This is a genomic window from Adhaeribacter arboris, assembly GCF_003023845.1.
Taxonomy (GTDB): Bacteria; Bacteroidota; Bacteroidia; order Cytophagales; family Hymenobacteraceae; genus Adhaeribacter; species Adhaeribacter arboris.
Genome location: NZ_PYFT01000001.1, coordinates 2,560,369 through 2,575,857 on the forward strand (window position 1 = coordinate 2,560,369; position 15,489 = coordinate 2,575,857).

General features: G+C 46.7%; 13 protein-coding genes and 1 tRNA gene. 9 read left to right on the forward strand and 5 right to left on the reverse strand.

From position 1 onward, the window contains the following. Positions 1 to 41 precede the first annotated feature (41 nt). The 7 genes from AHMF7605_RS10565 to AHMF7605_RS10595 all read left to right on the forward strand — a co-directional run bounded on the left by AHMF7605_RS10565 (position 42) and on the right by AHMF7605_RS10595 (position 9,492). Complete coding sequence (locus tag AHMF7605_RS10565; protein WP_106929057.1) at positions 42 to 857, forward strand: hypothetical protein; 816 nt, start codon at positions 42 to 44, stop codon at positions 855 to 857. Beyond that, on the forward strand, positions 854 to 1,387 hold the full coding sequence (locus tag AHMF7605_RS10570; RefSeq protein ID WP_106929059.1) for a hypothetical protein: 534 nt from the start codon (positions 854 to 856) through the stop codon (positions 1,385 to 1,387). The genes AHMF7605_RS10565 and AHMF7605_RS10570 overlap by 4 nt, the downstream gene beginning before the upstream one ends. After that, the gene (locus tag AHMF7605_RS10575) at positions 1,387 to 3,411 is read left to right on the forward strand and encodes a SprB repeat-containing protein (RefSeq protein ID WP_106929061.1); all 2,025 of its coding nucleotides are present in this window, start codon (positions 1,387 to 1,389) and stop codon (positions 3,409 to 3,411) included. Before AHMF7605_RS10570 ends, AHMF7605_RS10575 begins: the two co-directional genes overlap by 1 nt. Then, a complete protein-coding gene (locus AHMF7605_RS10580) occupies positions 3,405 to 4,844 on the forward strand; it encodes a hypothetical protein (RefSeq protein WP_106929063.1) in 1,440 nt (479 codons plus the stop codon). The genes AHMF7605_RS10575 and AHMF7605_RS10580 overlap by 7 nt, the downstream gene beginning before the upstream one ends. A 33-nt stretch (positions 4,845 to 4,877) precedes the next feature. After that, positions 4,878 to 5,309, forward strand: coding sequence for a hypothetical protein (locus tag AHMF7605_RS10585; RefSeq protein WP_106929065.1), 432 nt, complete (start codon positions 4,878 to 4,880; stop codon positions 5,307 to 5,309). Then, positions 5,310 to 8,630: a phage tail tape measure protein gene (locus AHMF7605_RS10590; protein WP_106929067.1), complete on the forward strand. Its 3,321-nt coding sequence runs from the start codon at positions 5,310 to 5,312 to the stop codon at positions 8,628 to 8,630. Between the two features lie 118 nt (positions 8,631 to 8,748). Continuing rightward, positions 8,749 to 9,492: a heparin lyase I family protein gene (locus AHMF7605_RS10595; protein WP_158267491.1), complete on the forward strand. Its 744-nt coding sequence runs from the start codon at positions 8,749 to 8,751 to the stop codon at positions 9,490 to 9,492. Between the two features lie 11 nt (positions 9,493 to 9,503). Here AHMF7605_RS10595 and AHMF7605_RS10600 read toward each other — a convergent pair whose 3' ends face one another. The 5 genes from AHMF7605_RS10600 to AHMF7605_RS10620 all read right to left on the reverse strand — a co-directional run bounded on the left by AHMF7605_RS10600 (position 9,504) and on the right by AHMF7605_RS10620 (position 13,700). Further along, positions 9,504 to 10,583: a tyrosine-type recombinase/integrase gene (locus AHMF7605_RS10600; protein WP_106929071.1), complete on the reverse strand. Its 1,080-nt coding sequence runs from the start codon at positions 10,581 to 10,583 to the stop codon at positions 9,504 to 9,506. Beyond that, positions 10,540 to 11,256, reverse strand: coding sequence for an IS1 family transposase (locus AHMF7605_RS10605; RefSeq protein ID WP_106925291.1), 717 nt, complete (start codon positions 11,254 to 11,256; stop codon positions 10,540 to 10,542). Before AHMF7605_RS10605 ends, AHMF7605_RS10600 begins: the two co-directional genes overlap by 44 nt. A gap of 56 nt (positions 11,257 to 11,312) precedes the next feature. Beyond that, positions 11,313 to 11,654: a hypothetical protein gene (locus tag AHMF7605_RS10610; RefSeq protein WP_106929074.1), complete on the reverse strand. Its 342-nt coding sequence runs from the start codon at positions 11,652 to 11,654 to the stop codon at positions 11,313 to 11,315. Between the two features lie 81 nt (positions 11,655 to 11,735). After that, positions 11,736 to 11,809, reverse strand: a tRNA-Pro gene (locus tag AHMF7605_RS10615). 103 nt (positions 11,810 to 11,912) lie between these two features. After that, positions 11,913 to 13,700: an ABC transporter ATP-binding protein gene (locus AHMF7605_RS10620; protein ID WP_199200222.1), complete on the reverse strand. Its 1,788-nt coding sequence runs from the start codon at positions 13,698 to 13,700 to the stop codon at positions 11,913 to 11,915. A gap of 615 nt (positions 13,701 to 14,315) precedes the next feature. Here AHMF7605_RS10620 and AHMF7605_RS30505 point away from each other — a divergent pair. Continuing rightward, positions 14,316 to 14,867, forward strand: coding sequence for a hypothetical protein (locus AHMF7605_RS30505; RefSeq protein WP_233219004.1), 552 nt, complete (start codon positions 14,316 to 14,318; stop codon positions 14,865 to 14,867). After that, the gene (gene nusB, locus AHMF7605_RS30510; protein ID WP_233219005.1) at positions 14,759 to 15,454 is read left to right on the forward strand and encodes a transcription antitermination factor NusB; all 696 of its coding nucleotides are present in this window, start codon (positions 14,759 to 14,761) and stop codon (positions 15,452 to 15,454) included. Before AHMF7605_RS30505 ends, nusB begins: the two co-directional genes overlap by 109 nt. Positions 15,455 to 15,489 lie beyond the last annotated feature (35 nt).

Below are 15,489 nucleotides of genomic sequence, written 5' to 3' on the forward strand. Positions count from 1 at the left end.
GTTCGTTGCCTGCTGAACTTTGCATAGTAATCTCCCTTACTATGCACTTAGTAGAATTAAAATACAACAAAAAGCGTATTGAAAAGCAGGTTCCAGCTTCCTGGAACGAGCTCTCGGGCAAACAACTGGTTCGGGTTATTGCTGCGTTGCTGACCATCCGGGATAAGCACACCTTGCAGTTAACCCTGATCCAGATCCTGCTGCAAGTAAAATCTTCCTTTCTGAATCTATGCACGGTCGAGCAGAAGATCTACTTGGCACAGCTTACCCAATTTATTACCAAAGGCGGATTACTCACAAAGCAATTATTGCCGGTTATTTCCTTGGGAAAATGGCGCAGGCAAAAGTATTATGGTCCTGCCTCCAGCTTTCGCAACCTGCTTTTCCTGGAATTTATTTTTTCGGATACTTATTTCATCGCCTGGTCCAAAAAACAGAACGAAGAGTTACTGAATAAATTTATTGCCTGCCTGTACCGGGAGCGTACCTGGTTTCACTTCATCAAAAAACGATTTTCTAGTTATAATGGCGATAATCGCCGGGCCTTTAACTCGCACCTGGTAGAAGTCCGAGCCCATAAACTGGCTCAGCTACCTCTGGAAGTAAAGCAATCCATCGTTCTCTGGTACCGCGGTTGCCGCGAAGAGCTGGAGAAAGATTACCCTCGGGTTTTTTCCGGCGATAACCAGCAAGCGGCCGAGCGCACCGGCTGGGACGGCGTGCTGCGGAATATGGCCGGCAGCGTGCACCAGTTGGAAGCTACCGGACAGGCCTCGGCTCGCAACGTGTTTGCCCTCATGGAAGATCGCCTGTACTACGCCGAACTCGCCGAAAGAAAAAACAAACAAGCCTCATGAGATTAAAAGAATATACCGCCCTGTTCCGGGAGCTGGCCCGCCGCCACGTGGCCATTCAGCACTCTCCTACGGAGTGCCGCTTCCTGCGAGTAACGCTCAGCACGGATCCCATCGCCCGGCGTTTGGATTTGGAAGAGTTATACAACAGCCTGCGCACGAAGCTCAAGGCTGGTTACTTCCTAGTGCTGCAAACCTACGAAACCGACTACGAAGATAATGTATCGGACAACTTAAAAAAGGAATTCCATGGCGCCATAATGGTCATGGGTAAAGTTAAAACCGGCGATTTTGACCAGTTGGAAGAAGTACTCGATCGCACCGAAGAAATCGGCGAGGAGCTGATGGGCACGGTGCTCCACACTTTCCGGACTGATTTTACTCCTCCCGTGAAATTTATGACGGCTAAAGACATTACCGCCGAGAAGATCGGCCCGGTGGGTGATAACCATTACGGCACCCGCTTTAACTTCTCTTTCCAGGAAACAGCTAACGCTGCTTTGAAACACAAACCCGATAAATATTTAAATTAATGGCTTCCGTTGCTTCCATAAATTTTAGCTTTCGCCACAATAGTATTGGCCTGGGCAACTACTTTGAGTTGCGCTTATTTGGCAACCTGGTGCGGTTCACCTCCGCCTCTACTACCAATGCGGCTAATCGGGAATTTGGTATTTCTTCCGGAGCCGGAGCCGCTGCCAATGCTTTACTGCAGTTAATTCAAGATTACATTGCGGCGAATGGTGCCGGGCAATACACCGCTGAATTTACCCGCATTGGCGAGGGCCCCAGCCAGGAAAATCCGGATGACTACTTTGTTTACCTTTTTGTGGTGCAAGCCACCCAGTTGGGGTCGGCTTTTAACTTCACGGGCAGTACGGCTTCCGGACCTGACTGGCTGATTGGCTACAGCGATTCGACAGCAGACACCTTATCGGCCACCTATACTTCTTCCTTGGCCACGTGCTTCGCCTCCAGTACTGGTTCTATCCTGGTAACCGTTACGGGAGGTGAAGGCCCCTTCACTTATCTCTGGTCCGATGGCGCTACCACCAAAGATCGCTCCCTGGTACCGGCCGGCACCTACCAGCTGGTGATTACCGATAGTTCCGGGCAAAGCTTTTCTTTTTCGGCGGAGGTAGGCCAGAATTCCCGCATCGAAGTGCAGGTGACCAAGGGCGATGCTTCTATCGCTTTAACGGTATCGGGAGGAGTAGCGCCTTACACCTATTTATGGGAAGACGGCAGCACGGCAGCTACCCGGGAAAACATCAGCCCGGGAAATTATTCCTGCACCGTCACGGACTCAATTGGCTGCCAGCTAGTGGTGCCCATTAATTTTGGGCAAGAGCAGTTTTTTTACTCCCGCAACCCGGTGACCCTGGAGTTGCAGGCCTTGGATCCATTGACGAAGCCGAACCTGACTTTCCTCTGCGAAGTGTGGCTGGAGAAAGAATACCTATCCGGTACTTTCGAGAAAATCACCGCTGAGCCATTGGAGCAGCCCGCTGATACGGACGGAAAAACCATTTTTAACGTGCGCCGGCTCCTGGATGTTTACCTGGAACCGCACTTTCCTACTTTTGGCCAGGCCGAAATTAGCCGGGCCGATAGCTGTTTTAAACGCTTTTATTTAAAGCACACCGAAAAGTACGGCAACCCGCCCGTACCTTCTTCCTTTTCCCAGGTGGATTACCGCTACGTGGTCATTGGCGGGCTGGATTTACCCGAATACTACGCGCAAACATTCTTTACCAGTTACCTGGTAAAGCGGAAGCCTTTTTTCACCTGGGATCTACCGGTAAAATCCGTGTTTAGTGACCAGCCGGAGTACTTGTATTTTATGCCCTTGAGCCTGACGACCACTAGTTTTACCGTCCGGGTAAAGGTCTATTACCAAAACAGTAATCCGCAAACCTACGATTTATTTACGCAGCAAGACGTCAATCGCTTTGAGTTGTACTGCGTGCCGGCTGGCCACGATCTGCTGGCGCTGCCAGCGAAGAAACCCGGCAGTCCGATTGAGAGTTGGGATATTTTTGTGCAGGATCAGGCTGGCACCATCATTTCGGAAACCCGGCGCTTTGTGCTCGATACGCGTTACTTCCGGCGCAAGCGTTATTTGTTGTACGCCAACAGCGTGGGCGGTATTAATACCCTGGCAGCTCTAGGGGAAACGAAAAGTAAACTGGATCCGGAGATTCAGCAGCTCGAGCGCATCATCACGCCCGACTACAATCCGGAGCGGGGCGAAGTAGCCATTACCGATAAATACCTCAAACCAAGTTTAGAATTAACCACCGGCAACCGGTCGCGGCAGGAAATTGCCAGCCTCACCGATTTTGTGCTCACCCGCGAAGCTCGCCTGGTAGGAGCCGACCGCTACCTGGCCGGCACCTTCGCCGCCAAAAACGTGGTGCTGGATGATGAAAGTGAAGAGGTAAGCTACATTGATTTTGAATTCGTGCTGCCGAAAATGTACAACTACACGCCGGCTCTACGTCTGGCCGGCTACCTGGATGAGGCTTCCACTACTGAACCCCGCGCTCCATGGTAGGCTATCGCATCAATAATACCTGGCTGGATTTACCTCCGGACTTGAGCGTGCAGATGGAAATCTATAATCCCCTGTTTCAAACGGATTATATTCCCGGCTCGCTTACGTACCCGTTTAATCTGCCGGCCGACAGCAAACTCAACCAGCGGGAGCTGAACTTCCCGGGAGAGCTGGCCGTGAGCCGCTACAGTACGCGCTTTTTTACGGCGCAAATGTTTCTCATGGACCAGCTCTGGCGCGTGGGCAAACTCAACGTGCTCCGGAAAACGAAGGACTACAACGTTAATTTTCAAACCGATATTGGCGACATCGAAAGCCGCCTGAAGGAAGATTCTTTGCGGAGCCTGGACCTGGGCACGGCTAATCTTTCGATGCAAGTGGCGGAAATTTACCCCACGCAAACCTACGCGCTGTTTCCGGTTAAAAACCCGAATTTTTTTGATGGTAAAAAAGAAACTTTCGGCAAGTACCTCAACTACTACGACGGAGGATTCTTTGAATCCTCCGGCATTCATACCATTACGCCTTTTCCCTACCTGGTGCACGTGCTGCGCCAGGTGCTGGCGAACTACGGCTACCAGGTGCAAGGAGCCTGGCTCGAAGAAGAAGCTACTCGCCGCCTGGTAATCTACAATAACCAGGTACCCACCGATGCCCCATTCCCGATTAACCAGCACGTGCCGGATATGAAGGTCAACGAGTTTCTCCGGGCCATTCGCTCGCTCTTAGGTTTGGGGTTTATTTTCAATACGACTGCCAAAAGCATGACCATTGTGCGGCTAAAGGATGTGCTCCGCAATACGGCCTACGTGGACTGGACCACCCGCACGAAGCCTTCTTTTGAATGGGAGCCCAACTTAACCAATGGTTTTAACCTGAAGCAGGAACCGGACGGCAACGACGATATTTATAAAACGCTGCCAGCTACTTGGGGCACTTACAGAGTAGGAGCCGGCAAGGAAGATATTCCGGTTTCTGCCGGCACTTTGCCTACGGTTAATCAAGCGGACGAACTCAAAAGTTCCCGGCAGTGGCTCGTGCCCCAGGCGAGCCAGAAAGGAAGCACGCCGGAGCTGGAGATTGGCCAGAATCCTTTCTCGCTGCGCCTGCTTTCTTACCAAGGCATGCAGCCTGATTCTCAAGGGAATCTCTATCCCCAAGGCAGCAACGCGCCGGTAGTTTGGGAAGGTGGCCAAGGTTTATACCAAACCGCTCATCAGGAATGGCTGGAGTTTCGAAGTACTACCGAGCTGATTGAAGCCAAAATTACCTTCACGATCGAAGATCTGCTCCGGCTTAAACCGGATTTAAAAGCCATGATCCGCTACGAAGACGGGACCATTAAAGCGCTATGGGAAAAAATAACCCTCGGCATCAACAATAAAACCGGTATCCAGGAGGCGAAAGTGTCGCTTTTCAAAGTGCCCTACTAACCTGGACACATCTTGGACACATCTTGGACAAATATGAATAACCAAAAAGAAACGGCCGAACAATGGCTGATCTACGCCATTGAAAACTGGAAAGGTGAGCTTACCCGGCTAAGAGCGCGGGATACGGACGCTCTGTTTTCCAGCTTTAAGGGCAACGTGATTGACCAGGCTGATAGTCGGCTAAAAATTGAGATTGCCTACGCCTGGTACGGTCAGATGATCGATATGGGGGTGGGCCGCGGTACGCGCTCCGGCGAGCAGAAAGCGCAAGCCACGGAGCGTCGGCTGATAGGTAAGTTTACGGGCAACCGGCGCCAGGCCAAGAAATGGTATTCCGGCCGCAACCGCAATGGCATCGGCTACCAGGTAACGCGCCTGGGCATGCTCATGGAAGAAATAATGGTGACAGCCGGCATCGAGAAAATCAAAGGCAGCATCGATCAAAAACTTGTAATTACTTTTTAAATGGCAACCTCGAAAGAACAACGCATAGTTGAAATCATCATTAATGGTCAGCAGGCAAATGCCTCCTTAAAGGAGATGAATGCCGCGGCGGCCGTGATGTGGAATCAACTCCAAAAAATGAGCAAGGATGATCCGGGCCGGGCGCAACTCAACAAGGATTTTCTGCAGCTAAAAAATACCATTAATGCTACCAAGGCGGAAATGCTGGGCATGAGCAAAGCCTCCGGCTTTATGAGCCAGGCCTGGTCAACTGCCTTGGGAGTTTTTATGGGGGGAGGTATTCAACAAGTTTTTACTTCCATTATTGGCTGGTTCAAGGAAGCTTCAACGGAAGCCAAAGGCTTTGAAAAAGCCTTGAGTAGTTTATCGGCCCTCACCGGTTTAGCGGGCGATGATCTGCAGTACCTGGCGGATCAATCCGAAAAAACCGGCGATAAGCTGCACATGAGTGCGGAAGCCGTTTTGAATGCTTATAAGGTAATGGGTAGTGCTAAGCCCGAGTTGTTAGGTAATAAAGAAGCCTTAGCGGCCATTACCGAGCAAGCCATTATTTTATCCCGGGCGGCTGAAATGGAGCTGGGTCCAGCGTCCACGGCCCTGGCCGAGTCCTTAAATCAATTTGGGGAAGGCGCCGATCAGGCCGGCCGCTACATCAACGTCATGGCAGCCGGCGCCAAAGAAGGTGCCTCCGAGATTAACGAAACGGCAGCGGCTTTGAAAAACTCCGGTACCGTGGCTGCGGCCGCCAACATTAGTTTTGAAGCTACTAACGCCGTTATTCAGTCTTTATCTACCGTAGCCATCAAAGGCGGCGAAGCGGGTACCGGCTTGAAGAATGTCTTGCTCACTCTCCAGAGTGGCGCCGATGAGTTTAACCCGAAAGTAGTCGGCTTAGAAAAAGCGCTCAGTAATCTGGGTAAACAAAACCTGAGTACCGCCGAGCTAGCAAAAATGTTCGGTAAAGAAAACGTGGTAGTGGCCCAGCACATGGTCAACAACCGAGGAGAAATCGAGCGACTGACCAAGGCCATGACCGGTACCAACACGGCTTACGAACAGGCAGCCACCAACATGGATAATTTGGAAGGGGACATGCAAAGCCTGGATTCCGCTACTGCTTCCTTAAAAATTACCATCGGCAACGGATTAAATGTGGTGATCCGAGAAGGCGTACAATTCTTAACCACTCTTGTATTAGCTCTTAAAGAAGCACCTCAATTTATCCGCGAAAATTGGGACGCCATCTCGTTATTGGCAGTGGCAGTTGTAACCTTGAACGCGAATAACATCCGGGCGGCAGCGAGTACACTGGCCATGGAAGTTGCCGAGAAAAGAAGAACCATTGCTACCCGGGCCAGTGCGGCCGCGCAGTGGGTGATTAATGCCGCCATGAATGCCAATCCCATCGGCTTAGTCATTGCGGCTGTAGCTGCTCTGGCAGGTGGTTTTATGCTCTTGTATAACCGAAGTGAAGCCGTCCGGGGCGGAGTGGCCGGGGTCTGGAATGCGTTTAAAGAATTGCTCAGCATTGCGGGAGATATAGTTTCTTTCCTTGTCAATCCCATTAAAAATGCCGGCAAAATCAAAGAAATTATGAATGCCGGCGATCGGCTGGGGAAAGCTTTTAGCGACGGCTATCACGGTAAAATTGCCGAAGAACGAGCCAAGCAGGAAAAAACAGACCAGGCCAAGCACGAACAAAATAAAACGGTGGCTAAAACCAAAGGCCAGGAACTAGGCAAAGCCACCGGTGATGGTTTTGCTGCTTCGCTCAAAGGGTTAAGTATTCAGGCGTTGAAGGATATGTTGGAGAACGAAACCGATAAAACCCACAAAAGTTTAATTCGGAAGCAAATTGCGCACTTGAAAGAAAAAGAAAAGCTCCAGAACCAAGAACTAAAGCAAGAGGAAAAGCATCAAAAAGAACTGGAGAAAGCCAACGAAAAATTTTTAAAAACGAGTCAGCAATCCGACCTCGAATTTCAGCAGTTAAAAATAGATATGATGCAGGACGGCATTGATAAAGTGCTGGCCAAACTCCGCCTGCAGCACAGCAAAGAGTTGCTGGAACTGGAGAAACATAAGAAAGATGTTTTAGCCAATATTGGGGCAACGGAATCGGAAAAACAGGCTCTACTCGCCTCCATTGAAGAACAGAAAAAAATGAAGGAGGCCGAGTTACGGCAAGCTGAGGAAGAAGCGACAAAGACGGAAGCAAAAAAGCTGCGCGATGATTATTTCAAAGGCCTGGAGGAAAAACAAGCCCTGGAAGCGGAATATACCGAGAACGAATTCCTGCAGAAACAAGCCAACTTTGATGGCCAGGTTGTCCGGACCATTGAAGCGGAACAAGCCCGGGATCTGGCGTTGCTGGAACAAAAAGAAGCGACGGCTCAGCTCAAGCTGGCCTCCCTGGAAAGATCCGGCCAGGGAGAATCCGCCCAGGCGCTCAAACTTAAAAATGAGATTCTGCGCTACGACAACGAGCGGACTACTAAACTCCGCGACAATGAGGAAAAGCTGACGAAAGTAAAGAACGATCTGGCCCGGATGCAAATTACCAAAGCTCAGGAAGCGTTGCAGGTAGGCATTGATTTGTTGGGTAAAGATACCGCTGCCCGGAAAGTGGCCGTGACGGCGCACAAAGCTTTTAGCATTGGTAAGATCGCCATTGATTTACGGGAAGAAATCCAGGCCATCTGGAAACATGCTAACGAGAACCCGATAAATGCCATCATTCCGGGATCTGGTAACGTCATCGCCGGCGTTCAAACCGCCTTGGCGGTAGGCCGCGCCATAAAGAGTACCAAGGAAGTAACCGCGCAGCAGTTCTATGGGGGTGGTATGACCAAAAAAGATGGCAATCCGGCTTTGATTAAAATGATGGAACGCAACGGTATCTGGGAAATGGCTAGTGGCCAAACCGGTGGCCGGATCGGCACCTTTGCGGAGGGCGGCATGGTAAACGATGCCCGACTCGGGCTTATTGGCGAAAAGGGAGCGGAGCTAGTGATACCTAACTGGATGATCAAGTCTCCTAAGTACGCCAATACTGTCGCTTACCTGGAGGCGGAGCGGCAGAAAGGAATAACGGCTTTTGCCACCGGTGGTCCTACCCGGGAGGAATCTTTATCTACTGGCCGTATTGAGGCGGAAAATTCAGCTATTACTCCTTTTGAACAAGCCATGCTGGCTGAGTTAAAACAAATGAAGGAGGAAATTATTAAATGGCCTAAAACTTTGCAAGTGCACAATAACGTGGGCGACACCCAGGAGAAGATTCAACTACTCAACGAGATTCGGGAAATGTCTCAGGCCTAATTTTTTGTCCTTTCTGGCCGCGTGGTTCCGGAGGAATTTTACATCCTCAAACAAATCCACAAACAATTATTCCAATCCCATGAAAAAAATCTTTCACCTGATGTTTGGCCTGGCCCTGGTGCTCTCGCTAAATACTCCCCACCACCTCTTCGCCCAATTATCCCTGCCGCGAACGAACTTATTAGTGAATGCTGATTTCTCAAAAGGTTTACCGAAAGGCCTGCGCACTCAGGTTTACACCAGCCATGGTTTAACCTACCAAAAATTTGCGGGTAAAACCTGGGCGCGGGTTGAATTGCGGCAAGAGGATAACCGCAAGGGTATTGTCCGGGCTGAATTCGTACGCGATTCGGAAACTCATCGCGAAGGTCGGATCGGCTATAAAATGCTCATCAAGCGCAAGGAATTTCCCAGGAGCAAAGCATCCACCATCATTGCCCAATTTCACAACCACGAGGATAAGCACCTGGGGGAAAAAGCATTGGTACCGCCAATTGCCCTTTTCGTTCAGGATGATCATTTCAAGGTAATGGTCAATTACGATAATGAAAAGGTCACCACTAACAAAACAGCGGACGGTAGAAAAGTCTTTGATTTAGGTCCGGCCCAGTTTGATACCCCAATCGACGTAGTCTGGTTTGTCAAACACTCTTATCAGGAGGATGGCGTCCTTATATTAGCCCTTAATGGCGAAACCGTTTTAAAATACAAAGGGCCGAACTCCTATAATGACGCGGAAGAAATACCTTACTTTAAATTTGGTGTGTACGATCGGGAAGTTAACCAGTTTCGAGTCATTTATATTACGGATTTTTGCGTCGGTGGCCCACTTAGTACTTATGAAGACGTAAGGCCTAAATAACTACGGATTTTTCATTGTTGAAAAGCCAGTTCCTCATTCAGGGGAACTGGCTTTTTGCTTTCCAGCTCCTCTCCGCCAAACTTAGGAAAGTTGATGATGGGATCCTCATCCATCAGCAGACCAAGCTTGCGTAAATAAGTATCCGTTTGCGCACTAGTTTTATGTCGGTTTTGGCGTTGCACCGCTTTGATATCTTTGGTAGCATGATAAAGATTAATGTTACCGGTGTGCTTGTAGCCGTACATATCATATTCCGGCTCGGTAATGCCCACCGCCAGGAGAATATTACGGTGCTGTTTGGAAAAGTAGTTGATTCCTACCGGTGTTGGTCCGGGTTTGCCTTTCAAAGTAAAAATATAATAATGGGGTGGATACTCCCGGTAATTATTTTCCTGGATAATTATTTCCAGCTCGGGAGGTATGGCCACGTGGTCCCCGGTAGCATTCTTAGCCCGACTCGATGGGAAAAAGATGGTTTTTGCCCGGAGGTCCTTCACCTGCAGCAATCGTACTTCTTTACCTGGCCGAGCAAACGTGTAATATAAAAATTGCACAAAAGTAAGTAATTGATAAGCCTTGGTATCCAACATTCTCTGCTTGATTAATTGGATCTGCTTATTAGTAAAAGGGGTATGCTGATTAGATTCGGTGTTCTTTTTGGAAAACCGAGCCAAAGGATTCTGATTAACCGGCAGCAAGCTCCGGTCAATAAAGAAATTATAAAAAGTAATGAAATAGGTTAGATAATTATTAAAGGTTTTATTAGAAACCCCTATTTTTTCAATCTTCTTGTATTTTACCTTCTTCTCATTTTTTAAATAATCAAAGAAAGCATTGGCGTCGTGGACACTAAAACTGGAAAAAATTAAATTGAGCCAGTCCTTACCGTCTCTTTCCTGCTTTATTTCAAACCACTCGAAGAGAGCTTTAAACAAGGAATTATAACCTTTTTGCGTACCTTTTTCAATGGAGCTATAATAAGCCTCCTTAAAAAAAACAAAACCTTCTAAAAGACTTTTACGGTTAACATCAAAAGGTAGTTGTGGACTACAAAGTATGATGTTTGGCTTTATGTCTATTGCGATAGTCAAACATCAGGTTTAGACTTGCTAAATGGTTTTCCTTCTTTTTGGAGAAGCAGGTTGTTTTTCTGACGAACCGTCTGTTTCTGGCTCTGATGCAAGTATTCACGCCTTCTATGTTTTTAGTGTAAGCTTTTCCTATCGTGTGCTTTGTCGGGGGGATTACCTGAGCAAACGCTTTCCAATGATCAGTACAATATTGTTCTATTTCCACTCCTTTTAGCTTTTTGAGTAGCTGGCGTACTGTTTTAGCGCTTCGGCCGCCACAACTATAAGCCAGTACTTCATCTGTTTGGGGACAGTAAGCATACAACAACCAGTATTTTCCTTTCTTGCGCTTTCCGACAAAGCTCCAGACTTCATCGATCTGTACGGATCTATAATGCTTTTGGGTTGGTTGAATCTTAAGGGCATTCCCCTGTCGGCACAAGTTGCTTAGCACACACTTTCTACTCACTTCCAGCAACTTTTCAATGTCACGAACACCATTATTTCTTTCCAGAAGACGCCGTATCAACCGCTTGGTAGTCGGATCCGCTCCTCTATAGCGATATATTGGCTGAAATTGCTTCTGGCAATTACGACATAGAAGGTTCTGAGAACCATTCTTTTTCTTGCCATTTTTTACTACCTTGCTGCTCTGGCAGTGGGGACAGTTTATTTTGATCTGAACTTCGAACATTCCATCATCTTAAACACTTCACTGCCTCTTTTTATCCCATCATACTTTCTTTACCACTACCCAAAAGGTAAGTTAGAATCCACTTCATTCGTTTCAAGAGAAGTGTTTTCCGGTTCCTGGTTAGGTTTTTGAATGATGTAATCATTTTGCAGAAGCAAATTTATATCATCCACCAGTTGTTTGCCAGCGGTTTTTCTATCGGCTATCGTTTTATAAGAATTGATTTCCCCTTCTTTGCGTTGCCGCTCAAGCTTGCCGGTGATTTCCGAAAAGATATAATAACTAATGTACCAGGTTTTGGTAAGATCCGTCTGACCCGCCGAATTTTTAGGAATGGCGAGCCTGGCCGGCTTATAAGGGAAGCCACTGTTGGAAGTTTTTATCTCATTTTTGGGCATTTTTTTGTCGGCAAATTTGTCGGCGATAGATTAGATCAAATAAAAAGGCCTCAAACAACGTGTTTAAGGCCTTTTCTATAGTCGGAGTGGCGGGATTTGAACCCACGACCTCCAGCACCCCATGCTGGCGCGATACCAGGCTACGCTACACCCCGGTTGCTGAATAACTTCAGACTTGGACAGCAAAGAAACAAATATTGTCTGAAAAGATAAAATGCCCGGGCCGGCTTTTTTCAAAAAAAATTACCCACTAAAATCTTAATCTTGCTCTTCGGTTTGTAATTGCCGTTCGTAGAGCGCTTTGTACAAGCCTTCCTCGTCTTCCATAAGTTCCTGGTGCGTGCCGTGCTGTACCACTTCGCCGTCGTCGAGTACCAAAATCTGGTCGGCCAGCTTCACCGACGATACCCGGTGCGAAATAATAATGGAGGTACGGTTGTGCATAATCCGTTGCAAATTATTTAAAATAGCATTTTCCGTTTTGGTATCCACCGCACTTAAAGAATCATCCAGAATAAGAATAGCCGGTTCCCGTACCAGCGCGCGCGCCATGGAAACCCGTTGCTTCTGCCCACCCGATAAAGTAATGCCGCGTTCGCCCAGCTTGGTTGCAAATTTTTCGGGGAAACGCATAATGTTTTCGTACACGTCGGCATCTTTGGCGGCCTGGATCATTTGTTCTTCGGTCATCGTATCCGAGCCAAAACCAATATTATTCCGGATAGAATCCGAAAACAGAAAAACATCCTGGGGCACGTAACCCACCTGACTGCGCAGGGTGGCAATTTCATAATCCCGGATATCCACCCCATCAATTTCAATGCGACCACTGGATGTATCGTACAAACGGCACAGCAAAGCCGCTACCGTACTCTTTCCCGAACCCGTATTTCCTAAAATAGCCAAAGTTTCCCCGTGCTTAATCCGGAACGATAAATCTTTTAAGGCGTGAATTCCCGTGTCGGGGTAAGTAAAGTTTACGTTCTCGAATAATATATCACCGGTAATTTCCTGCTTTCTATTTTGGCGGGAGATAATATCCGTTTTGGTTTCCAGAAATTCATTAATCCGGGCTTGCGAGGCAGCGGCGCGTTGCACTAGGCTAGTAGTCCAGCCCAGCGAAGTTACCGGCCAAGTCAGCATGTTTACGTAAATTAAAAATTCGGCAATATTACCCGCCGTAATGCTGCCGTTCATTACTTCTTTGCCGCCTATATATACCGTTATAATGGTGCTTAAGCCAATTAAAAATAAAATTAATGGAAAGAAGAGTGCGTTTACAAAATTCAGTTCCAAAGATTTATCCTTGTACAAATCGCTGGCAACGGTAAAATTTTGGTGCGAATCGTCTTCGCGCACAAACGACTTTAACACCCGAATACCGGAAAAGGCTTCCTGCACAAACGTGGTGATGCCCGATAAACTTTTCTGAATTTCGTCGGATTTTCGTTCGATAATAGTATTCACGTAGTAAATACTCACCGATAAAATAGGCAAAGGCAGCAGCGTGTATAAAGTAAGCTTGGCGTTAATGGTAAACATATACGGTACTACCAACAGAAACAACGCTACCAGGTTAATGCCGTACATAATAGCCGGCCCCAGGTACATGCGCACCCGGCTCACGTCTTCGGAAATACGCGCCATTAAATCGCCGGTGTTGTTGCGGCGGTAAAAGCTGAGCGGTAAGGTTTGGTAATGCGCGTAAATCTCGTTTTTCATGTCGTTCTCTACGAGCCGCGACATGACAATAATCGTTTGACGCATGTAAAAAGTAAATACCCCTTTGAGTAAAGCCAGCAGAATAATCAGACCGCCGTATAAAGTTACATTGCGGGCAAACACGTTATAAATTTCGGCCTGTTTACTCGTTCCGGCAAACAAATGGTACTGGTTGATGCCTTCTACAATTAAGTTAAAAGCATAGCGCACAATCTGGGCGGGAATAATGCCGAAAATATTAGAAATTATGATAAACAGCGTTCCCCATATTAGGTGCCATTTATATTTAAACAGGTATTTATTTAAATAACGAAGTGATTTCACAAATAAATTAAGGTTAAGACCAGTTACCATTTATCATTTACCAAATTCCCACAAATAAAAGTTATGATTTGGTAAATGGTAAGTGGTAATTGATAAATGGTACTGTTAAATGTAAAAAAAGCTTTAATTTCGCGCCGCCATTCGGAAACTTACCGTAGTAACAAGGATTACAAAGATAAGGGAAGCCGCCGGCATTTTCGTACGCGTTTTACGCGGGCATAGCCGAACTTTTTTGGTAAATCAAAAAGATTTGTACCTGAGTGGCCGTTTTCCGGGAGTAAAGATTAAGATGAATAAACCGCTAAACAAACAGAACAAAAATTAAAGCATAGATGTTTGACAAACCGGGCTACTGAATAAATACAAAATAAACTTAGTTTCTGTAGCCGTTAATAAAAGTAAAAATTGTAATAGCAGTAACTAAGAATAAACGATACAAGTTTGACTTTTAAGGCAAAAAAAGACAGTTGAAATAAATTAGCAGCACAAGCTTGAGACGGGAACCGGCTCAAAATAAGTCGTTTCTATTCGACGGCATACATTAAAATTTAATAAATACTTATCGTTCTTTAACATACTAGAATGCTTAACCGCAGAACATTACGAATCAAGGCGATGCAAGCCATCTATGCCTACATGCAAGCCGAAGGTTCCGATTATCTCCTGGCTCTCGACGAAATAGAGAAAGCCTTTGCCCCCGATTTAAACTCGATGGTAGTACAAGACCGAAAAAAGTTAGAAGGTCAGAAAAAAATTGCCACCCTCATGTTTAAAGAGTGGTACGAAACCCGGCAGTTCGATACCGAAGAAACCGACAAAGATATTCGCGAAGCGGTAAACGATGCGATTCGCTATTACCAAAACCAACTAAAGAAAGATTTTAAGTTGTACGGCAGCCAAATGGTACATGCCGTAGAAAAAATTTACGACCACTACTTAAGCCTTCTCCAAATTATGGAGGTAGTAGTGCGCTTAATCGAAAACGAAGAAGAGAAAAAAGCCACCCGCTTTACCGAAAAAAAGAACCCAATTACAAAATATTCCTGGGCAACCGGGTGGTGCAAAAGCTGCTCGCCAACAAATCGTACCAGCAGCGCCTTATCCGGCGTAATATTAGCTGGGGTTCCGATACCGACCAGATCCGGCATTGGTACAAAACGGTATTGAAGCCCAACGAAACGTTTTTAGCTTATCTGGCACAACCCGAACATACCTACGAAGAAGATCACGAGCTGATTAAGTCTATCTACAAGGAATTAATCTTTAAAGATGAAACTTTGCAGAAGTATTTTGAGGAGCAGGATATGAATTGGGCGGAGAATAAGCCCATTGTGAAAAGTTTGGTAAATAAAACCATTAAATCTTTAGAGGAAACGTCTGCGGAAGACTTGCCCTTACTGGACCTTTCGCCGAATTGGGAAGACGACAAAGTATTTTTTGAGGATTTATATAATCAAACCATCCAGGAAGATGCCACCTACGAAGCATTTATTGTTGCCCAAATTAAAAACTGGGACGTAGATCGGGTAGCTTTGCTGGACAAAATTATTTTAAAAATGGCCTTGTGCGAAATGCATATTTTCAGAAGCATTCCCGTAAAAGTGACCATTAACGAATATATTGAAATTTCAAAAATTTACAGTACACCCAAGAGCAAACAGTTTATTAACGGCGTACTGGATAAAATTTCCCAGGAACTCACCGAGAAAGGAGATATCCGGAAATCGGGCCGGGGATTGATTGACAATAAATAAACCCACAAACCAGTTAGACTTTTAAAGTTTCGATT